Genomic DNA, 19,854 nt, shown 5'->3' with positions numbered 1-19,854 from the left:
TGGTGATCGGTTCCGGTAATGTCGCCCCGTCCGATACCGGGAGGGGGAGATGGCGGGGTTACGGGCGCTTCGTGCCGACGATCCGCGGCAGGTGGGCCTCTACCGGCTGCTCGGCCTGCTCGGCGAGGGCGGCCAGGGAACCGTTTACCAGGGCCTGGCCCCGGGCGGTGAGCCGGTGGCGGTGAAACTGCTGCACGCGCGGTTCGCCGGGGACGACCGGGCGCGGGCGCGGTTCGCGGCTGAGCTGGACCACGCGCGCAGGGTGGCTGCGTTCTGCACGGCGCGGGTGCTGGACGCCGACGTGGCGGGGGATCGTCCCTACATCGTGTCGGAGTTCGTGGCGGGGCCGTCGCTGGGTGAGGTGATCGTCTCGGGCGGGCCGGTGACGGGCGGTGCGCTGGAGCGGCTGGCGATCGCGACGGTGACCGCGCTGGCGGCGATCCACGAGGCCGGGGTGGTGCACCGCGACTTCAAGCCGGGCAACGTCATCATGGGGGCGGACGGACCGCGGGTGATCGATTTCGGCATCGCGCGGGCGCTGGACGCCACCGGCACCATGTCCAGCGCGGTCGTGGGCACCCCCGCCTACATGGCGCCCGAGCAGATCGCGGGACAGGCGGTCGGTCCTGCCGCCGACGTCTTCGCCTGGGCCTGCACGATCGCGCACGCCGCCACCGGGGCCACGCCCTTCGGGCAGGACTCCATCCCCGCGGTCATGCACCGCATCCTGCACGCCGACCCCGACCTGGGTCCCCTCACCGGCGCACTGACCGGCCCGTTGCGCGAGATCCTCACCGCCTGCCTGGCCAAGGACCCCGCCCGCCGCCCCGCCGCCCGGCAGATCCTGCTGAACATCCTCGGCGCCGGCCACCCCGCCGACACCCTGCTCGAGGACGGCGCCCGCGCCGCCGCCCGCCCCGCCGCCCACCCCGCCGCCCACCCCGGTCCCGGCGCCGGCCCCCCGCCGTACGACGGGCCGCGACCCTCCGACGCCCCGCCTCCGCGCACGCTGCCGCTGTCGTCCGCGCCTCCGGCCGCCGACGGCCCGCGGCCCGGCGCGCGGGTGCTCGACGCGCCACCGATGATCGCGGCGGCGGTGCTGGCGCTGGGCGGGTTCATGGTGCTCCTGGACGGCACCGTGATGGGGACGGCCGTGCGCACGCTCTCCATGGACTTCGGGGCGTCGTACGCGGACGCGCAATGGGTGATCACCGCCTACCTGCTGGCCGCGACGATGGTCATTCCCGTCACCGGATGGCTGGCTCAGCGGTTCGGGGCGGCGGCGGTGTGGATCACCGCACTCGTCCTGTCGCTGGCCGGCTCGGTCCTGTGCGGGCTGGCCTGGTCGTTCGGCGCCCTCATCGCCTTCCGGGTGATACAGGGACTCGGCGCCGGGATGGTCTTCCCGCTGAGCCGCATCCTCGTCGCCGAGGTCGCCGGCCGCGAGCGGCGCGGCCGGGCGATGGCCCTGATCGCGGTGGCCGTACAGGCGGCGCCCATCGCCGGGCCCGTCGTCGCGGGAGTGGTCATCGACGTGCTGTCGTGGCGGTGGATCTTCTTCCTCACCGTCCCTCTGCTGCTGCTGACGAGCATCCTGTCCGCCGTGCTCCTTCCCTTCGCGCCCGACCCGGCGGTCGCCGGCCGGCTCGACGTGGGCGGGCTGATCTGCCTGAGCGGCGGACTGACCGCGGTCGTCTTCGGGCTTAGCCAGATGGGCGGGAACGTCGCCTCTGTCCTCACGCCCGAGGTCGCACTCCCCTTGACGGCCGGGGTGGGGCTGCTCGCGGCGTACGTGGGGTGGGCGGCCCGATCCACCGGGCGGGTGGTGGACCCGCGCCTGTTCCGCGACCGCGCGTTCGCCGCCTCGGCCTCCGCGTCGCTGCTCCACCACTTCGCGCTCTTCGCCGCGGTGTTCCTGGTGCCGCTGTACTTCCAGACCGTCGACGGACTGTCGGCCCGGCAGGCCGGCTGGTTGTTCGCCGCACAGGGGGCGGGCACGCTCGTCGCGGTGCTCCTGGCCGGGTGGCTGGTCGACGTCTCGCGCAACGCGCGCCTGCCGGTCCTCGTCGGCCTCGCCCTGGTCGCGGCCGGCACGCTTCCCTTCGCGCTCGCCTCGGCGCACACGAATCCGCCGGTGCTGGTCGCGGCGTTGTTCGTCCGCGGCGTCGGGCTGGCGTTCGTCGGCACGCCCCTGATGGCCAGCCTCTATCACTCGCTGCCGGAGGCGCGGATCCCGGCGGCGACGACGGCCAACGCCATGGGCGTGCAGGCCGGCGGCGCGGCGGGGACGGCGCTGATCGCGATGGTGCTGGGATGGTCCACGGTTCCAGGCGTCGCGAACCTGAGCTCGGGATTCCCCTCGGCGTTCTGGGCGATTCTGGTGGTCGTCGCGCTCACCGTGGTCCCCGCCCTGTTGCTGCCCGCGGGCGAGGCCCGCCGGACGAGCACGTGACCTATACCCCCCTGTTTGAGGGGGTGCTGTGAAACAAATGTTGCATATGAGGAATACTTAGACGTTGGGGGGGCAGGGGGGTCTTTCTGAGCGGAGGTCCCTCCGCGACAAGAGAGGTGTGCAATGACCGCGACCGCTACCGAGCGCCGCACTGCTGACGGGCTTACCCACCCTTGGCCGGATGACCGCTACGAGGTCAGGTGCGACAGGGAGAGCCCGTTCACCGGTAGCCGTGACCGCTACCACTACGCCAAGAACGCCGTGGAGTCGGCGAAGGCGCTGGAGAGAGCGGGGCTCGCCCGCCGCGTTGTGGTCGTCAGGCTGGCGGACGAGACCGTCATCTACGACCGTGTCGGCGACGTGAACCTGCCTCCGGAGTCGTGGTGATCCGGCATGGCACAGTGTGACATGTCTGGTTGCGTCTGGTTCGTCTAACGGAAGACGACGATCCCCCGGGAGTGTGTCCCGGGGGATCGTCTGTGCAGGCATGGCCGGTTGCCGCCGCGCGGGGCGTCAGACGGGCGTGCAGCTGATGCTGGGAGCTCCGCCGCCGCCCCCGCTGGTCATGAGGCCGAAGGCGGTCGAGCCGCCCATCGGGATGTCGCCGTTGTAGCTCTCGTTGCCGAACGCGTAGATGCCCGGCAGGCCGATCACCGGAAGCGACACGGCTCCCCCTACCTGGGTGACGACGGTGCCGTCGGTGTAACGCAACGACACGCGCCAGCCCTTGATCGCCGACGACCCGCTGTTGCTCACGGTCACCTGTGCGATCGCGCCGTGGCTCTGCGAACCGCCCCACACGGTGGTGATCGTGTAGGTCGCCGTGCAGCCGATCGAGTCCGCGGCCGCCGGGACGGCCGTGATCCCCGCGGTCGCCAGGACCAGGGCTGCCGTGGCGATCGTCTGTCTGATCATCGATCTCTCCCTTTCTCGGCGCTGACGTGGATGCCCGCCTTCCCCAGAGAGGGGTCCGTCTGGGGAAGGCGGGCGGACTTGGGCGAGCCCGGGAACGCGGGCTACGCGGGGGTGCAGGTGACGGACGACGGGACGGTGCCCGAGCCGGTGCCGGTGAAGCCGAAGCTCGTGGTGGCGCCGGCGCTCAGGCTGCCGTTCCAGGACAGGTTCTTCACTGTGACGTTCGACCCGCTCTGGCTGACGGTGCCGCTCCACAGCTGGGAGACGGTCTGGCCGTCCGGGAACGACCAGGCCACCGTCCAGCCGGAGACGGCCGAGGTGCCGGAGTTGCGTACGGTGACGTCCGCCTGGAAGCCGCCCTGCCACGAGTTGGTGACCTTGTACGTCGCGGTGCACGCCTTGCCGGTCACCGGCGACGGGGACGGCGACGGGGACGGCGAGACGGACGGGCTGGGGGACGGAGACGGGGACGCGGACGGGGAGACCGACGGGCTGGGGGACGGAGACGGGGACGCGGACGGCGACGCGGACGGGGAGACCGACGGGCTGGGCGACGGGGACGGCTCGCTGCCCGGGGCGTTGCCCCAGATCTTGGTGGACCCCGAGTAGAGCGTCATGTTCTGCACCGTCGCCGGCGTGGACGGCGTAGTGGACACCCCGGTGTACGACCAGTCGTTCGACGGGTCCCACGAACCCGAGCTGGCGATGCGGAACTGCACCTCACGCCGCGACTCCGACTGCCCCTGCGGCGCGATGACCTGGCCCGAGCAGTCGATCGTGACGTAGTAGACCCTGCCGGAGAACTGCGTCGGGCCGGTCGGCGGCTTGCACTGGTTGTAGTTGGCAGTCAGCGTGATCTGGCTCGGCGTGGTGTCGCCGTCGAGGGTGAAGTAGTAGCGGAACGAACCGTCGGTCAGCGCGCGGGCGGGCCAGGCCGAGTGGTTGTAGACCAGCGTCTTGATCTCGGTGAAGTTCTGGCCGGTGGCGTTGAGCGCCGCCTGGAGGTAGATCTCCGGGCCGTCGGGGGTCTCCGCGACCGGGAAGTTCGCCAGCGGCGTGCCGCCGTACTCCTTGTACAGCCGCACCAGCGCGCTGGTGAAGCCGGCGTTGTAGTCGGTGGCGACCTCGTTCATCGTGTAGTCGGCACGGCTGTCGGTGTAGGCGTCGTCGGCCGACTTGGGGCCGCCGACCAGCGCGCCGTACAGGATGTGCCGGCTCTGCTCCGGCTCGCCGTTCAGGTTGTTGGTCCAGGTGCCGTGCGCGGTGCGGTGGTGCGGGTTGCGCGGCGGGTTGGTCCCGAAGCCGATCTCGTACGACGACTTGCGCGGGTTGTCGCCGAGCGCGTAGTTGATCTGCCGCACGGCGAAGTCGTGGTAGCGGGCCTTGCGGGTGGCGTCGGTCAGCCAGTCGCTGTAGTCGAGCGCGACGAACGCGGTGTTGGCGGCGTAGCGGAGCGAGCCCCACGAGTCGAGCACGGCCTGGCCGCCGGGGGAGTAGTTCACCTTCTGCCCGTTGACGCCGACCGTCCACCAGTCGAGCCACCGGTTCGCGTCGTCGGCGTACTGCTGCTTGCCGGTCAGCTTGGCCAGCAGCGCGTAGCAGCCGTACGACTTGTCGTCCCAGGCGATCGTCCACTTGTACGACTTGGTGGTCGACTGCGGCTCGGTGCCGAGGTTCGCGTAGTACGACTCGGCCTTGGCGAGGTAGGAGGAGTCCTGGGTGGCGCGGTAGAGCCAGATGGCGCCCCACACCAGCTCGTCGTTGTAGCCGCTCCAGGACTTGTAGAAGTTGGCCGCGTCGGTGATGCAGTCGCTGTACTTGCCCCGCACGGTGTCGGCGAACGTGTACAGCTGCTTGGCGTGGGTGAGGAGCTTGTCGGCGTACGACGGGTCGGTGGGCCGGAAGACGATCGAGGAGGCCGCCATCGCGGCCGCCGTCTCACCGGCCAGGTCGGCTCCGCCGCACGAGGAGTCGATCTTGTACGAGGGCCTGCTCATCGGCAGCACCTCGGCCGCCCCCCACCAGGCGTGGTCGGCGTTGCCGCTGCCGACCTGGCCGTACAGGACGTTGGGGGAGGGGTGCGCCTTCACGAAGTAGTCGTTGACGAAGCGCAGGCTGTTGAGCAGGTAGGTGAGCTGCCCGGACGAGGCGTAGGCGTCGCGGTAGTCCACCGCGCCCCACGCGAGCATCGTCGTGCTGAACGCCATCGGCAGGCCGAACTTGACGTGGTCGCCGGCGTCGTACCAGCCGCCGGTCAGGTCCAGGCCGGCGTCCTTGCCGTCGTTGAGCGCCGAGTCGCCGCGCCAGGTGACGCGGTTGGTGGACGGCAGCTTGCCGGACTGCTGGGCCTCGTAGAAGAAGAGCGACTTCTGCAACGCCTCGCCGTAGTTGAACGCCGGGGCCGCGGAAGCCGACATGGGGACCGCGGCCGGGACGACCGCGGTGGAGATGATCAGCGCAGCCAGTGCCGGGAACGTACGCCGCATGAAGATGTGCCTCACATGGGTGGGGGGTCGGGGGCGCGGCAGCGGGTCAGGCGCCGCCGCGCCCCGGCTTACTCGGTCGTGTCCCGCCGGGACACTTCCTTGGGGTGCGGTGAAGGGTCAGGCGACACCGCACCCCGGCTTACGGGGCGTGCTCAGCCGTTGGGGAAGAGCAGGCCGTACTGTCCGAGCGCGGTGGCCACGTCGGTCTGCGCCCAGAAGCGGTGGTAGTGGAAGACCGGAGCCGATCCACCGTTCAGGTACGACTGGACCTTCGGCCAGTCCGGGTCGTTCTTGTACCAGGACCGGATGGAGATGAAGGTCGAGTTGCTGTTGATCGGGTCGCCGTTCGGCATCTTGCCGGTCCAGCCGGACGGGACGTAGATCGGGTCGTCGAGGCGGTTGTAGTCCGTCTTGGTCTCGGCCACCGACACGCCCTTGGCGTCCTGGTTGTTCTTCCAGATGCCGTCGAGCAGGGCCTTGGCCGTGCTCTTGGCCTGGGCGTTGCCCGACTTGGCCGCGTAGAACATCAGCGTCTTGGCGTACGAACCGGCCACGCCGATGTCGTCGGTGTAGTCGGCGATGGTCACGTGCAGGCCGGTGTTGGCCGGCGGCATCCCGGTGCCGCTGAAGCTGGCGTCCGGCTGGCCGGTCCAGTGCAGCGTCGACGGGATCTGGAAGGTGCCGTCGGAGTTCACCGTGGTGCCGGACAGCGCCCAGGTGACCCACTTGTCGAGCACCGACTTGGCGTCGGCGTTGCCCGTGGCGTAGTAGTACTCCGCCACGCGCTCCATCGACCACGCCTGGAAACCGAACCACTGGTTCGACGGCGGGTCGTGGTAGACCGGCTGCCAGTCGTAGGCCATGCCGAAGAACTTCGGCAGCCCCGACGGCGGGGCGGCGTAGTGGCCCTCCCAGCTGTTGGTCGCGCCACCGGCGATGGCGCCCTCGGCCGACTGCAGCCACTTGTAGAACTGGATCTGCCGGGTGAGGCTGGTCGACCAGTCGGTGACGGCCGTGGCGCCCTTGGGCTTCAGCGCGCTGACGTTCGACAGCGCCCAGGCCGCCATCGGGTTCTGGTAGCCGCCGTGGTTGTGGCTGGAGCCGATGCGCCAGGCCCATCCGGCCGACGTGTCGTACGCGCCGCCCCAGGCGTAGTACCAGGACAGCAGGTAGTTCGACGCGTTCTTGCCGGTGCCCGCCGGGCAGGAGGTGCTGGTGCAGTTCGGCTGCTTGAAGTACTTGTCGTACATCGCGTAGCGCAGGTAGTCGCCCATCTTCGCGGCGTTGGCCACGGAGGTGGAGATCTGCGACTGCTTGCCCTGCTCGGTCGCCCAGGTCAGCGCCCAGTAGGCGGCCTGGACGGCGCGGGCGTCGGCGTCCGGCGCGTTGGTGTACTTCCACTGCTTGGCGTAGCTGCTGTCGCCGGTGAACAGGTCGAGGTACCCGTTCGGGCCGCCGAACTTGAAGGTGTCACACGACGGCTGAGGAATGGTCTCGAAGACCGACTCCTCGGGCCCGCGCTGGTAGGTGTTGATGTACGCAGGCTTGGTGGTGCCGTCGCCGCAGCGGCCGTAGCCGTAGGTGTTGTCGACGTCCAGCAGCCAGTGCATGCCGTAGATGTCGGAGGTGCCGTAGGCGGACTTCAGCTCGCCCGCGATCGGGTCGGTGCCGACGCTGACGCTGTTGTCCAGCTTCGACGGGTACTGGCTGATGTCGTTCCACTCACCCGCGTACGTCGCCGGCTTGCTGGCGTCGTACTTGTCGTTGGTGGGCTGGTCGGTGTGCGACGGGATGATGTACTTCTCCATCGTCGTCCACGCGGTGTTGAACTTCGACCAGTCACCGGTGATCTTGCCGTACATCGCCTCCAGCCACAGGTAGTAGCTGAACGCCTCGGACGTCGTCTCGTGGCCCTGGTCGGGAGCCTCCACGAGCAGCGTCTCGACCGAGTGGTACGGCACGCCCTGGGGCGAGAAGTACCCGTTGGCCGGGTCGTGGATCTTGTTGTACATCGTCATGAAGTTGTTGATGTACTGGTTGTCCCCCGGCGAGGGGCTCGTCGACGGCGACGCGGAGGGCGACGCCGAAGGCGAGGCGGAGGGGGACGCCGACGGCGACGCGGACGGCGACGCGGACGGGCTGGCCGAGGGGCTCGGGGAGGGGCTCGGGGACGGGCTGACGGTCGCCCCACAGGTCACGCCGTTGATGGAGAACGAGGTGGGCTTGTTGTTGCTGCCGGACCACGTTCCCTGGAACCCGATGTTGGTCGTCGCGCCGGTGCCGAGGTTCCCGTTCCACGACATGTTCGTGGCCGTGACGGTGGCGCCGCTCTGGCTCCAGTTGGCCGACCAGCCGTTCGACAGCTTCTGCCCGTTGGGGAAGTTGAACTTGAGCGTCCAGCTGCTGATCGAGTCGCCCAGGTTCTTGATGTCCAGGCTGGCCGTGAAACCGCCCGATCCGGAACCCCAGGAGTTAAGCGCGTACTGGACGTCGCAGGACACGGCGGCGGACGCGGGGGTCTGCGCCAGCCCGACGAGGAGGCCGCCCGACACGGAGGCGGCCGCCAGCAGGGCGAGCCGTTTCCGCGATCGTGGGAGCGCTCCCGTACTCAGAGCTCTCGTTCGCATTTGAGGAGGGTCTCCAAAGTGGGTTGGGGGTGGGAGCATCGGGTGAAGAAATGCCAGGTAGCGGATTTCGTGACCGATGCGGGCAAGGGTGGATCTGAACCGATACGATGGGAGCGCTCCCACCTCAGGATTGTGGATTGGGCCCCCGGTATGTCAATGACGGGTTGCCGACGCCTCACTCGGTGACCCCCTCGGGCGGTGAGCCGGGGCCCCTTGCTGGCCTTTTGCCCGCCTCTGGCGGATGTGGCGCTAATTCATAACTGAAACTTTCATGTGTAACAGCCTGGCCGTTCACCCCGCCGAGCCCCGTGGTTAGGGCTCTCGGCTGCGGGTAGGCGCTTCCCAACCCTGGAAGGGAGGCAGGCCATGACCATCCAGAAGGAGTCGCTGTCCACGGGCGAACTCGTCCGCCGGCTGTCCGAGGACGTCTCCCGGCTGATCCGCGACGAACTGCGGCTGGCGCGGCTGGAAATGACTCGGAAGGGCAAACGCGCGGGCATGGGCGCGGGCCTGCTCGGCGCCGCGGGTCTCATCGCGTTCTACGGCGGAGGAGCCCTCGTGGCCACGGCGATCCTGGCGCTCGCGCTCGTGCTGCCGGCCTGGGCCAGCGCCCTGATCATCGGCGTCGCGCTGCTGGCGCTCGCCGGGCTGCTCGCCCTGGTGGGCAAGGAGCAGGTGTCCCGTGCGGCGCCGCCCACTCCCGACGAGGCGATGCGCAGCCTCAAAGCAGACATCGACGTCATGAAGGAGAGTGCGCGCAGATGACCGAGACCGAACCCGGAGCGGCCCGGCCGAACGCCGGGACCGTGGGTGTGCACAGACAGGACGTGTCCGAGCCGGTCACCGAGCCGGAGTCGCTGAACGCCGTACGGCAGTCGCGGCCCGGCCCCGAGCCCGTCGCCGCGGCCCGGGACACCGAGACCAGGGGCGAACACGAGGAGAAGGGGCACGACGAGATCGCCGAGGTCCGCCAGGAGATCGAGCGGACCCGCGACCACCTCGGCGACACGATCGAGGCACTGGCCGCCAAGGCCGACGTGAAGGCACGGGCGCAGGAACGCGTGCACGCGACCACCGCGGCCGCGCGGGCCAGGGTGGCCGGTGTCACCGGCCGCGTGCGCGAGGCAACGCCGCAGCCGCTGCGCGGAGCCGCAGGCAGGGTCGGCGAGCAGGCGAAGCGTCGTGCCGGCCTGATCGCCGCCGCCGGAGCCGCGGGCACCGCGCTGCTGCTGCTGCGCCGGATCACCCGGAGCCAGGGCCGTATGACGAGGCCCGGTGTGTCCGGCATGTTCCAGAAGCCGGGCGTCTCTGGCAAGGGGGGCGTGTCGAGGATGCGCGGCTTCGGCGGAGCCCGCGCGGGCAGGGGGATGCTCGGCACGTCCGGCAAGATCGGCATGCCGCGCGGCGGATCCCGGATGCTCGGCTCCCGGATGTTCGGCGCCAAGAGCAGGTTCGGCGGCATGGGCCCGCTCGGCGGCAAGGGCGCGTTCGGCGGGAAGAGGACGTCCGGTGGCATGAGCATGTTCGGCGGGAAGAGGACGCCCGGCGGCATGAGCATGTTCGGCCGCAAGAGCAGGTTCGGCGGGACGGGCATGCGCGGCATGTTCGGCCGGTCCCGCGTGTTCGGCGGTCGCCGGATGTTCCCGCAGCCACGTCGCACGCTCATGCGGAGGTTCGCCCACCGATGACCGACCCCGAGGACGAGCAGGGGCCGCTGGAGAGGCTGTCGCGCCGCGACTGGATCGGAGTGGTCAAGCGCACGGCCAAGGAGTTCAAGGAGGACAACGTCCCCGACTGGGCGGCCTCGCTGACGTACTACGCCGTCCTCTCGATCTTCCCCGGGCTCATCGTGCTGGTGTCGATACTCGGCCTGCTGGGGCAGAGCGCCACCGGCCCGCTGCTCGGGAACATCAAGTCGCTGACGCCGGGGCCGGTCCAGCAGATGCTGCAGACCGGCCTCGCCAACGTCCAGCAGCACCAGGGCACCGCCGGGGTGTTCGCTGTCACAGGTCTGCTGCTCGCGCTGTGGGCGGCCTCCGGCTACATGGGGGCGTTCATCCGGGCGACCAACGCGATCTTCGACATCCGCGAGGGCCGTCCGTTCTGGAAGGTGACCCCGCTCCGGGTGGGGCTGACGCTGCTGCTGGTGATCCTGATGGCGGTCTCCGTGCTCGCCGTCACCTTCACCGGTCGTCTCGCGGAGATCGCGGGGAACCTGCTCGGCCTCGGGCCCGCCGCGGTCACCGTCTGGGGCATCGTGAAGTGGCCGGTCCTCGTGCTGCTCGCGGCGGGCATGATCACGTTGCTCTACTACGCCGCGCCCAACGTCCGCCAGCCCGGTGTGCGGTGGCTCAGCCCCGGCAGCCTGTTCGCCGTCGTGGCCTGGGTCGTGGTGTCGGCCGGCTTCGGGCTGTACGTCGCGCGGTTCGGCTCCTACAACAAGACGTACGGCACGCTCGCGGCCGTGGTCGTCTTCCTCGTCTGGCTGTGGCTGTCGAACATCGTCATCCTGAGCGGCGCGGAACTCGACGCCGAGCTCCAGCGCGGTCGCAAGATCGCCGAAGGCGAGTCCCCCGCGGAGCCGTACGTCGACCCCCGTGATCCCCCGAAGAACCCCGAGCCCGAGGAAGGCCTGAGCGAGGTTCCAGGGACTCGGCGTGAAGCGCGCCAGGAAGCCGACGCGCCGTAAGGCGGCGCGCCCGGCACCGACGCCTCGCTGCCGGAGAGACATTGTGAGACAGGCCCGGCCCGGTGCCGGGCCACTCTCGCGCCTGCGGCGCTTCTCATGGCTGAGGCGACGGAGACCGGGCGTCGTCCGCGCCGGACGCGCCGGACGGGGCGGACGCGGCGGACGCGGCGGCGATGCGGCGGGCGCGGAGCGCGCGAACTCTGCCCCGGCTCGCGCACGCGGGGGACGGGCACCAGCGCCGGCGCCCCGGCGGGTCGACGAAGACGCCCCTGCAGTCGGGCTCGGGGCAGCTCTTCAGCGCCAGCCGGTCGGAGCCGGTCATCTGGTCCACCGCCTGACGGGCGATCCGGGTCAGGGCGTGCGCTGTGGTCGCCGGGGGCTCGCGCCGCAGCCGGTCGTCCGCGCTCAGCCGCACCGGATCGTCGTGCTCGCCGAGGAAGGTGGACAGGTGGGCCACGGCGTCCGCCGGTGGCGGCCGCTCCTCGACGGTGGCCAGCGCGAGCGAACGCAGCGCCTCCCGCAGCGCCCACGTTCGGTGCAGGTCGTCCTGTCCCGGTGGCCTGGCCGGAGACAGCTCGCACCGCTCCAGCCACTCCGCCAGGCGGGCGGGAGTGGCCAGCCGTTCCACGGGCGCCGCGCTGAACGTCCGGCCTCTGGTGGCGAGCAGGTTCAACCAGACGGCGCCGCAGTCGAAGCGGAAGGCGAGCTTGTCGTCCTTGGTCACGACATCAGGGTAACGCTTCAGCCGTTACATCCCCTACAGTCCTCCTCGTAACGCCCAAGGCGTTACCTCGGTGAGGAGGAGTGGGACATGACGACGAGGCAGGCGCCGCGGGAGCGGCTGACGCGGACCCGGCTGGATCGCGAGGAGGGATCCCCCTGCATCGGCGTCCCGGCGCCGGGGCTGTGCGCCGTCGCCCCGGCGCCGGGCGACGCGGAGCGGGAGGACGGACGATGACGGGGGCCGTCCGGACCGTGCTCGGGGACATACCGCCCGACGAGCTGGGGATCTGCGACGCCCACGACCATCTGTTCCTCGCCTCGCCGGCCCTGCCGGGTCAGGAACTGGACGACGCCGGGGCCGCGCTCGCCGAACTCGACGCCTTCGCCGCTCTCGGTGGTCGTGCGGTGGTGCAGTGGACCCCCTGGGGGCTGGGGCCGCGGGCCGGAGAACTGCCGGGCCTGTCCCGGCGGTCCGGTGTGCACGTCGTCTCCGCCACCGGCCTCCACCAGGCCAGGCACTACGATCCGGACGAGCTGCGGCGCGTCCACGGCGGGCTGGCCGGCCTGTTCGTCCGCGAGCTGACCGCCGGTCCCGTGAGAGCCGGCCTCATCAAGGTCGCCGGCGCCTATCACCGGCTCGACGACCACGCGCGGCACGTCATGGCGGCCGCCGCCGAGGCGCACCACGCCACCGACGCGCCCATCGGCGTCCACCTGGAGGCCGGAACCGCGGCCATGGACGTGCTCGACCTGCTGTGCCGTACGCACGGTGTCCCTCCGCGCCGCGTGATCCTCGGGCACCTGCACCGGTTCCCGGACACGCGCGTCCACAGGGAGGCCGCCGAGGCCGGTGCGTTCCTGGCGTTCGACGGTCCGTCGCGGGCGCACCACGCCGGTGACTGGCGCCTTCTGGACTGCCTGGAAGCGCTCGCCGGCGCGGGACACACCCACCAGATCCTGCTCGGCGGCGACACGGTCACGGCGGCGGCCCGGTCCGGCGCCGACGGTCCGGGCATGCCGTTCCTGCTCGGCGGCCTGCGCCCGCGGATCGAGCGGGAGCTCGGCCCCCGCGTCGCGTCGGCGATCTTCGTCGAGAATCCGGCCCGGGCGTTCGCGGCCGGCTGGCGGCGGCCGTGAACCCGGGAATGGGCTCGGCCGGCGCGGGCCCCGCCTTCTCGGTAAGAATCGGGCTCACCCCGCCGGGAGCTGATCCAGAATAGTATTCTGGTGTGACGGTCCATGAAGCCCGCATCGGGCGCTATTACGAGGACTTCGTGGTCGGCGACGTCTACCAGCACCCGCTCGGCCGGACGGTCAGCGAGGCCGACAACACCTGGTTCACGCTGCTGACGATGAACACCAACCAGAACCACTTCAACGCGCACTTCGCCGCTCGGGCTCCGGTCGGAAAGATCATCGTGAACTCGGGGCTCTCGGTGGCGATCGTGCTCGGGTTGTCGGTCATCGACGTCAGCCAGACGGCCATGATGAACCTCGGCTGGGACGAGATCCGGCTGACCCATCCGGTCTTCGTGGGCGACACGCTGTACGCCGAGTCGATCGTGGTGGACAAGCGCGAGTCGAGGTCCCGGCCGTACGCCGGGATCGTCACCTGCCGCACCCGGGGCCTGAACCAGGACGGGGACGAGGTGATGTCCTGGCGGCGCGCGGTGATGGTCTACAAGCGCGACGCGCCGCACGACAAGGGGTACTTCCCGCGTGCCAAGACCGGCCCGATGGAGGCGTAGTGGACTTCGAGCTGAACGAGGAGCAGCGGCTGTTCCGGCAGACGCTGCGGGAGTTCGTGGACAAGGAGATCGTTCCCGTCGCCTCCGAGTGGGAGCGCACCGGCCGCTATCCGGAGGAGATCGTCCGGCGGTTCGCCCAACTGGGACTGTTCGGCATCACCGTCCCGGAAGATTACGGCGGGCTCGACCTCGACCGGGTGTCGTTCGCCCTCGTCTTCGAGGAGATCGCCCGGGGCTGGATGGGCGTGGCGGGGATCCTCGGCTCCCATTCCCTGTCCACCTGGATGATCGCCGAATACGGCACGGACGAGCAGCGCCGCCACTACCTGCCCGACCTGGCCACCGGCGCCCGCCGCACCGGGATCGCGCTGACCGAGCCCGGCGCGGGCACGGACCTGCAGGGCATCGCCACCCGGGCGGTCCGCGACGGCGACCACTACGTCGTCACCGGTACCAAGACGTGGATCACCAACGCGCGGCACGCCGACCCGCTGCCCGTCCTGGTGAAGACCTCGATCGAGACGCCCGCCCACCGCGGGATGTCGGTGCTGCTGGTGGACGCCGCCAGCGAGGGCCTGACCGTGAGCCGCGACCTGCCCAAGCTGGGCTACAAGGGCACCGAGACGTGCGAGGTCGTCCTCGACGGCGTGCGCGTGCCGACGTCGCGGCTGCTCGGCGGCACGGAGGGGCGCGGCATGCAGCAGGTGCTGTCGGCGCTCGAACTCGGCCGTCTCAACATCGCCGCCCGGGCCGTCGGCGTCGCCCAGTGCGCCTACGACGCGGCCCTGGGCTACGCCCGGGAACGGCACGCGTTCGGGCAGCCGATCGCCGGCTTCCAGGCGATCCAGCTCAAGCTGGCCGACATGGCGACCGACATCCAGGCGGCCAGACTCATGACGTACTGGGCCGCCGTGCGGTCGGAGGCGGGGCCGGTGCGCAGCGAGGCCGCGATGGCGAAGTACCTCGCCTCGGAGACGGCGCTGAGGGCGACGATGGAGGCGATGCGGATCCACGGCGGGTACGGCTACTCGCAGGAGTTCGTGGTCGAGCGTCTCTACCGGGACGCGCCGCTCATGGCGATCGGGGAGGGCACCAACGACGTGCAGCGGCTGATCATCGCCAAGGCCCTCGTCGAGGGCGACGCCACGCTCGGCTGGTGACCGTGGACGGCTGCCTGTTCTGTGAGATCGCGGCGGGGGAGCGGCCCGCCTGTGTGGTGCTGGACGACGAGGTGGCGGCGGCCTTCCTCGACACCCGGCCGGTGTTCAAGGGGCACGTGCTCGTCGTGCCGCGCGGCCACGTCGAGACCCTGCCCGACCTTCCGGCGGAGGAGGTCGGACCGTTCTTCGCTCGGGTCCAGGCCGTCGCGCGGGCGGTCGAGGCGGGCACCGGCGCGGCCGGCACGTTCGTCGCGATGAACAACCGCATCAGCCAGAGCGTGCCCCACCTGCACGTCCACGTCGTGCCGCGCAACCGCAAGGACGGCCTGCGCGGCTTCTTCTGGCCCCGGGTGAAGTACGACGGCGACGCCGAGATCGAGGACTACGCCGCCCGCATCCGCGCCGCGCTGAACGAACCTCCCCATCTGTGAATCTACAACGTAAAGGCAACCGGATGGACTTCCTTCGCACCCCCGACGAACGCTTCGCCGACCTGCCCGACTTTCCCTGCGAACCCCGCTACGCCGAGGTGACCGGCGGCGCCCGGATGGCGTACGTCGAGGCTGGCCCGGCGGACGGCCCGCCGGTGCTGCTGCTGCACGGGGAGCCGAGCTGGTCGTTCCTCTACCGGCACGTGATGGCCGTGCTGGCCGACGCGGGCTGCCGTGCCGTCGCTCCCGATCTGGTCGGCTTCGGCCGGTCGGACAAGCCGTCCCGCCCCGAGGACCACACGTACGCCCGGCACGTGGAGTGGGTGCGATCGCTCGCCTTCGACGCGCTCGACCTGCGCGGTGTGACGCTGGTCGGCCAGGACTGGGGCGGGCTGATCGGGCTGCGGCTCGTCGCCGAACACACCGGCCGCTTCGCCCGGGTCGTCGCCGCCAACACCGGCCTGCCGACCGGCGACATCCCGATGCCCGAGGTGTGGCACCGCTTCCGGGAGGCCGTCGAGAAGGCGCCCGTGCTCGACATCGCCCGGTTCGTCCAGTCGGGCTGCGTCACCGACCTGCCCGAGCCCGTACGGCGGGCCTACGACGCGCCGTACCCCTCGGAGGAGTTCAAGGCGGGGCCGCGGGCGATGCCGGGCCTGGTGCCGATCACCCCCGACGACCCGGCCGCTCCCGCCAACCGCGCCGCCTGGCAGACCCTCGTCACCCTCGACCTGCCGTTCCTCGTCGCGTTCTCCGACCGCGACCCCATCACCGGCGGGATGGCGCCGATCCTGAAGAAGTCCATGCGCGGCGCGGCCGGGCTCGCTCACCCCGTCATCGCCGGCGCGGGCCACTTCCTGCAGGAGGACGCGGGCCGCGAGTTGGGCGAGGCCGTCGCCGCCTTCGTCCACGAGACGACTGCCCGGTAGGTCCGGTGAGCTGAGGACGGCCGCGCGGCCTCACGCGCCGGCCGTCCCGAGGCCGGTCTCCTGCCGCCCCACCGTTCATCTCGCTCGCCGGTTGGTGCGCGAATGGCGGGTTTTGATTCGTGCCGATTGCGCAACGGGACATCAAAGCGCCGTGCTGGCTGGATGGTGACCGGATCGGCCGCCGCAGCCGCCGCTCGTCCGGCTGCCGGCCCGAGCCACCCCATGTCCCATTGGCAGCAGGAGGAAGCACATGAAGAACGGCGCAGGCCCTTCGCCCAGAACGGCACGAGTGGCCGCACTCATCGGAGCGCTGCTCCTCGGCCCCGGCGCGGTCGTCGCCACGACCTCACCGGCGATGGCCACTGCGACGGCGGCCACGGCCGTCACGAGTTGCAGCAATCCGAACCGCAAGGTCGAAATCATGGACTCGCGCGGATTCCACACATGCTTCACCGGCACCGGTTACCTCGGGTACCGGATCAACGGGGTGAGCGCGGTCAGCTCCCTCGACTGGGGCTGGATGAAGATGTACCTCCGCGGCTCGACCGACGGCTGGTTCGAGGATCTTCGCGGCGACGGCAAGTGGTACTACTACCCGGCCAACCACGACATCACCCAGATCTGCGTCCACTGCTGAATTCGCGCACGCCGCGGCGGAACACCGCACTTCGGCCCGTCCGGGTTCGCCCCGGCGGGCCGGGCGCGTCGTCCCCGCCCGGCTCGGGAGTAGGCTGCGGCGGCGTGGAACCGGTCGTCACCGCGCTCGTCGTCGCCGTCCTCGTCGCCGTGCCGGCGATCGTGCTGTGGCGGGTGCTCCGCGGCCGGCGCGACCTCGGCAGCAGCCCCGCCGAGCGGGCGACGTTCGAGACACTGCACACCGCGTCGCTGGCCGCGCCGCCGCTGCGCGCCGGGCTGACCCAGGCCGGGGCGCTGAAGGCGTCGCGGCACCTGCGTGAGCTGCTCGGCTCCCCGGCCATCGCCGTCACCAACGGCGAGGAGCTGCTCGTCTACGACGGCGCGGGCGACCACCATGCGGCCGAGGCGTTCGAGCACGCGGCGGAGACGCTGAAGGACGGCCGCACCCAGGTGCTCGCGCTCGACTGCGCGCGGCCCGAGTGCCCCGTCAGGCACGCCGTCGTCGTCCCGCTCACCACCGACGACCGCGTCGTCGGCTCGCTCGCGGCGTACGGCGACCACGCCTCGGCAGGGCTCGTGCGGGCGGCGCAGGAGGTCGCGCGGTGGGTCGACTCCCAGCTGGAGCTGGCCGAGCTCGACCGCTCCCGGACGATGCTGATGGAGGCGGAGGTCCGGGCGCTGCGGGCGCAGATCTCGCCCCACTTCATCTACAACTCGCTGACCACCATCGCGTCGTTCGTCCGCACCGACCCCGAGCGGGCCAGGGAGCTGCTGCTCGAGTTCGCCGACTTCACCCGCTACTCCTTCCGGCGGCACGGCGACTTCACCACGCTCGCCGAAGAACTGCGTTCGATCGACCGCTACCTCACGCTCGAGCGGGCCAGATTCGGCGACCAGCTGCAGGTCACGCTGCGCATCGCGCCGGAGGTGCTGCCCGTGGCCGTGCCGTTCCTGTGCCTGCAGCCGCTGGTGGAGAACGCCGTGCGGCACGGTCTGGAGGCCAAGCCCGGCGTGGGCCGCATCACGATCGTCGCCGAGGACGCGGGCGCGGAGTGCGGCATCACCGTCGAGGACGACGGCGTCGGCATGGACCCCGAACGGCTGCGGCGGGTGCTCGCCGGGGAGGACCGCTCGGGCGCGGGCGGCATCGGCGTGGCCAACGTGGACGAGCGGCTGCGCCAGGTCTACGGCGACGAGTACGGCCTCGTGGTGGAGACCGGCGAGGGCGCCGGCACCAAGGTCACCGTGCGGATTCCCAAATATCACCCCGGAGTCCAGGCATGAGCGAGTGTAGCGAGTGAATCGGCCGCCGCAGTGACTGGCGAGTGCCACCCGGAATACCCCCCGCGGCCGCGCCTGACCTTTCGAAAATCTGTACGTATCTAAGCGATTACCGATAGTGTTCGTACCGGTCAGGCCGCCCCTTGCCCGGAGGATCTAAGCCGATGAGCGTGACGATCGAGTTCGACCAGCACGGGACGATGTACCCGTGGACCCGGGATGACACGCGCGACCTGCCGGAAGCACCAAGCGTCAGGTCTACGCGAGCATCGGCATCCCCTTCTACTGGGTGGTCCGCCTCGATCAGCCGGAGCCGCGCCTCATCGTCTTCGAGCTCAACGCGGGAGAATATCGCGAGCGTCACGACGCGCGGACGGGTGCGCCGGTGACGATCGACGAGCCGTTCCGGGTGACGCTCGACCCGGGGGCGCTGCTCCGCCGCCGTCCGGGCTGACCTCGGACCGCCGCGATCCCCAGCCGTGATGCGGTCGTGATGGGGAGGCGTTGACTTCCGCCCGTTCCGGTCATCACTCTCTAGGGGATCGGTCGGTGAGAGGGGTGATCGTGAGCGGTCTGCGGGTTCTGGCGGTGGACGACGAGCAGCCCGCGCTGGAGGACGTCGCCTACCTGCTGCGCGCGGATCCCCGCATCGGCGACGTGCTCACCGCCCGCGACGGGGCCGCCGCGCTCCGGCTGCTCGACCGTGCCATCGCGGACGGCAGGCCGGTGGACGCGGTCTTCCTCGACATCCGCATGCGCGGGCTCGACGGAGTGGTGCTGGGCCGGCTGCTGACCCAGTTCACCCGTCCACCGAAGATCGTGTTCGTGACGGCGTACGAGGACCACGCCGTGGACGCCTTCGAGCTGAAGGCCGAGGACTACCTGCTCAAGCCCGTACGGCCGGAGCGGCTCGCCGAGGCGATCCGCCGGGTGTGCGGCAGCCGGGGCGAGCCGGGGGAGGGGCCGCAGGCGGACACGATCCCGGTCGAGCTGGGCGGCGTCACCAGGTTCGTGGCGAGCACGGAGGTGCGCTACGTAGAGGCGCAGGGCGACTACGCGCGGCTGCACACGGCGACCGGCAGCCACCTGGTCCGCATCCCGCTGGCCACGCTGGAGGAACGCTGGGCGTCGGCCGGGTTCCTGCGCGTCCACCGCAGCCACCTCGTCGCGGTCAAGCACATCGACGAGTTGCACATCGACTCGGGCAAGTGCGTGGTGCGGGTGGGGGAGACCGAGATCCCGGTGAGCCGCCGCCACACCCGGGAGCTGCGCGACCTGCTCGTCCGCCGGGCCCGCAGGGGCCAGACCCGGTGAGCGGACGGTGAGGGCGCGATGACCGGAAAGCCCCGCAGGGCGGCGTCGACCGGCGCGCGCGGACAGGGCGAGGGTGCGGCGACGACCGGGAAGCCGCGCAGGGTGGTGGTGACCAGCCCGCGCACGGCGGCGGCGCGCAGGCCGCGGCACCCGCTCACCCGGGAGATCGACGAGCAGACCCGCCTGGGCGAGGTCTACATGGGCTCCCTGGTGCGGACCCAGTTCCGCCTGGCGTTGTTCGTGTGCAGCCTGCTCGCCTGCGTCGTGGGCGGGCTGCCGCTGCTGTTCCTGCTGGCCCCGGAGCTGCGCGCGGCCGAGCTGTTCGGCCTGCCGCTGCCGTGGGTCGTGCTCGCGGGGCTGATCTACCCGGCGCTCGTCGGGGGCGCCTGGCTGTACGTGCGGCAGGCCGAGCGCAACGAGCGCGACTTCGCCGACCTCGTGGAGCGCCGATGAGGACGGCACG

The 19,854-nt window shown here is 71.0% G+C and carries 20 protein-coding genes; 16 read left to right on the top strand and 4 right to left on the bottom strand.

Features of this window, described 5'->3' with window-relative positions; genetic code table 11:
* The first annotated feature begins 49 nt into the window (after positions 1 to 49).
* Both HHX35_RS14325 and HHX35_RS14320 read left to right on the top strand, forming a co-directional pair.
* Positions 50 to 2,452 carry a DHA2 family efflux MFS transporter permease subunit gene (locus tag HHX35_RS14325; RefSeq protein ID WP_182899295.1) on the top strand — a complete coding sequence of 801 codons (2,403 nt, stop codon included), beginning with the start codon at positions 50 to 52 and terminating at the stop codon, positions 2,450 to 2,452.
* A 123-nt stretch (positions 2,453 to 2,575) separates the two neighbouring features.
* On the top strand, positions 2,576 to 2,839 hold the full coding sequence (locus HHX35_RS14320; RefSeq protein ID WP_139574909.1) for a hypothetical protein: 264 nt from the start codon (positions 2,576 to 2,578) through the stop codon (positions 2,837 to 2,839).
* 126 nt (positions 2,840 to 2,965) lie between these two features.
* On the opposite strand, the gene HHX35_RS14315 is transcribed toward HHX35_RS14320, so the two are convergent.
* The 3 genes from HHX35_RS14315 to HHX35_RS14305 form a co-directional block, all read right to left on the bottom strand.
* On the bottom strand, positions 2,966 to 3,367 hold the full coding sequence (locus HHX35_RS14315) for a cellulose binding domain-containing protein (RefSeq protein WP_182899294.1): 402 nt from the start codon (positions 3,365 to 3,367) through the stop codon (positions 2,966 to 2,968).
* A gap of 101 nt (positions 3,368 to 3,468) precedes the next feature.
* A complete protein-coding gene (locus tag HHX35_RS14310) occupies positions 3,469 to 5,853 on the bottom strand; it encodes a glycoside hydrolase family 9 protein (RefSeq protein WP_182899293.1) in 2,385 nt (794 codons plus the stop codon).
* A gap of 152 nt (positions 5,854 to 6,005) precedes the next feature.
* Complete coding sequence (locus HHX35_RS14305; protein WP_182899292.1) at positions 6,006 to 8,480, bottom strand: glycoside hydrolase family 48 protein; 2,475 nt, start codon at positions 8,478 to 8,480, stop codon at positions 6,006 to 6,008.
* Between the two features lie 366 nt (positions 8,481 to 8,846).
* Between HHX35_RS14305 and HHX35_RS14300 the strand changes: the two genes are divergently transcribed.
* From HHX35_RS14300 to HHX35_RS14290, 3 genes are read left to right on the top strand one after another with little or no spacing between them, the layout of a single operon-like run.
* The gene (locus tag HHX35_RS14300; RefSeq protein WP_139574913.1) at positions 8,847 to 9,245 is read left to right on the top strand and encodes a phage holin family protein; all 399 of its coding nucleotides are present in this window, start codon (positions 8,847 to 8,849) and stop codon (positions 9,243 to 9,245) included.
* Entirely contained in the window at positions 9,242 to 10,168 is a 927-nt protein-coding gene (locus tag HHX35_RS14295) for a DUF3618 domain-containing protein (RefSeq protein WP_182899291.1), read from the top strand. The genes HHX35_RS14300 and HHX35_RS14295 overlap by 4 nt, the downstream gene beginning before the upstream one ends.
* A complete protein-coding gene (locus HHX35_RS14290; RefSeq protein ID WP_182899290.1) occupies positions 10,165 to 11,169 on the top strand; it encodes a YihY/virulence factor BrkB family protein in 1,005 nt (334 codons plus the stop codon). The genes HHX35_RS14295 and HHX35_RS14290 overlap by 4 nt, the downstream gene beginning before the upstream one ends.
* Before the next feature lie 94 nt (positions 11,170 to 11,263).
* On the opposite strand, the gene HHX35_RS14285 is transcribed toward HHX35_RS14290, so the two are convergent.
* Positions 11,264 to 11,893: an ABATE domain-containing protein gene (locus HHX35_RS14285; RefSeq protein ID WP_182899289.1), complete on the bottom strand. Its 630-nt coding sequence runs from the start codon at positions 11,891 to 11,893 to the stop codon at positions 11,264 to 11,266.
* Positions 11,894 to 11,980: 87 nt separating this feature from the next.
* On the opposite strand from HHX35_RS14285, the gene HHX35_RS14280 reads away from it, so the two are divergent.
* The 11 genes from HHX35_RS14280 (at position 11,981) to HHX35_RS14230 (ending at position 19,844) form a co-directional block, all read left to right on the top strand.
* Entirely contained in the window at positions 11,981 to 12,127 is a 147-nt protein-coding gene (locus HHX35_RS14280; RefSeq protein WP_182899288.1) for a hypothetical protein, read from the top strand.
* Positions 12,124 to 13,029, top strand: coding sequence for a phosphotriesterase (locus HHX35_RS14275; RefSeq protein WP_182899287.1), 906 nt, complete (start codon positions 12,124 to 12,126; stop codon positions 13,027 to 13,029). Before HHX35_RS14280 ends, HHX35_RS14275 begins: the two co-directional genes overlap by 4 nt.
* Positions 13,030 to 13,121: 92 nt before the next feature.
* Complete coding sequence (locus HHX35_RS14270; RefSeq protein ID WP_182899286.1) at positions 13,122 to 13,640, top strand: MaoC family dehydratase; 519 nt, start codon at positions 13,122 to 13,124, stop codon at positions 13,638 to 13,640.
* Positions 13,640 to 14,800 carry an acyl-CoA dehydrogenase family protein gene (locus HHX35_RS14265; protein ID WP_182899285.1) on the top strand — a complete coding sequence of 387 codons (1,161 nt, stop codon included), beginning with the start codon at positions 13,640 to 13,642 and terminating at the stop codon, positions 14,798 to 14,800. The genes HHX35_RS14270 and HHX35_RS14265 overlap by 1 nt, the downstream gene beginning before the upstream one ends.
* Positions 14,797 to 15,231, top strand: a complete 435-nt coding sequence (locus HHX35_RS14260; protein WP_310739086.1) for an HIT family protein — start codon at positions 14,797 to 14,799, stop codon at positions 15,229 to 15,231. Before HHX35_RS14265 ends, HHX35_RS14260 begins: the two co-directional genes overlap by 4 nt.
* Before the next feature lie 23 nt (positions 15,232 to 15,254).
* Complete coding sequence (locus HHX35_RS14255; protein WP_182899284.1) at positions 15,255 to 16,160, top strand: haloalkane dehalogenase; 906 nt, start codon at positions 15,255 to 15,257, stop codon at positions 16,158 to 16,160.
* 250 nt (positions 16,161 to 16,410) lie between these two features.
* Positions 16,411 to 16,797 carry a hypothetical protein gene (locus tag HHX35_RS14250; RefSeq protein ID WP_182899283.1) on the top strand — a complete coding sequence of 129 codons (387 nt, stop codon included), beginning with the start codon at positions 16,411 to 16,413 and terminating at the stop codon, positions 16,795 to 16,797.
* A gap of 104 nt (positions 16,798 to 16,901) precedes the next feature.
* Positions 16,902 to 18,080, top strand: a complete 1,179-nt coding sequence (locus tag HHX35_RS14245; protein ID WP_182899282.1) for a sensor histidine kinase — start codon at positions 16,902 to 16,904, stop codon at positions 18,078 to 18,080.
* A gap of 286 nt (positions 18,081 to 18,366) precedes the next feature.
* Entirely contained in the window at positions 18,367 to 18,531 is a 165-nt protein-coding gene (locus tag HHX35_RS14240) for a hypothetical protein (protein WP_396780100.1), read from the top strand.
* 110 nt (positions 18,532 to 18,641) lie between these two features.
* Positions 18,642 to 19,391: a LytTR family DNA-binding domain-containing protein gene (locus tag HHX35_RS14235; RefSeq protein WP_139574924.1), complete on the top strand. Its 750-nt coding sequence runs from the start codon at positions 18,642 to 18,644 to the stop codon at positions 19,389 to 19,391.
* 18 nt (positions 19,392 to 19,409) lie between these two features.
* Positions 19,410 to 19,844, top strand: a complete 435-nt coding sequence (locus HHX35_RS14230; protein WP_205825762.1) for a hypothetical protein — start codon at positions 19,410 to 19,412, stop codon at positions 19,842 to 19,844.
* Positions 19,845 to 19,854: the final 10 nt, after the last annotated feature.

The sequence above is a fragment of the Microbispora sp. H10830 genome (assembly GCF_014161375.1).
GTDB lineage: Bacteria > Actinomycetota > Actinomycetes > Streptosporangiales > Streptosporangiaceae > Microbispora > Microbispora catharanthi.
This window is presented reverse-complemented; position numbering and strand designations above follow the sequence as displayed.